Genomic DNA, 541 nt, shown 5'->3' with positions numbered 1-541 from the left:
CGCCTCCTAAAGAGTAACGGAGGCGCTCAAAGGTTCTCTCAGCACGGTCGGAAATCGTGCGAAGAGTGTAAAGGCAGAAGAGAGCTTGATTGCAAGACATACAGGTCGAGCAAGGACGAAAGTCGGACTTAGTGATCCGGTGGTACCGCATGGAAGGGCCATCGCTCAACGGATAAAAGCTACCCTGGGGATAACAGGCTTATCTCCCCCAAGAGTCCACATCGACGGGGAGGTTTGGCACCTCGATGTCGGCTCATCACATCCTGGGGCTGTAGTAGGTCCCAAGGGTTGGGCTGTTCGCCCATTAAAGTGGTACGCGAGCTGGGTTCAGAACGTCGTGAGACAGTTCGGTCCCTATCCGTCGCAGGCGTAGGAAATTTGAGGAGACCTGTCCTTAGTACGAGAGGACCGGGATGGACGCACCTCTGGTGTACCAGTTGTTCTGCCAAGGGCATAGCTGGGTAGCTACGTGCGGAAAGGATAAGCGCTGAAAGCATCTAAGCGCGAAGCCTACTTCAAGATAAGATTTCCCACCGTAAGG

At 54.3% G+C, this 541-nt stretch carries 1 rRNA gene; it reads left to right on the top strand.

What is annotated here, in order from left to right:
* Window positions 1–541, top strand: a 23S ribosomal RNA gene (locus CHF27_RS14070); the annotation flags it as partial.

The sequence above is a fragment of the Romboutsia maritimum genome, from assembly GCF_002251085.2.
In the GTDB taxonomy this organism is placed as follows: Bacteria; Bacillota; Clostridia; order Peptostreptococcales; family Peptostreptococcaceae; genus Romboutsia_B; species Romboutsia_B maritimum.
The sequence above is the reverse complement of the archived record's forward strand: the minus strand, read 5'-3'. Positions and strand labels throughout refer to the sequence as shown.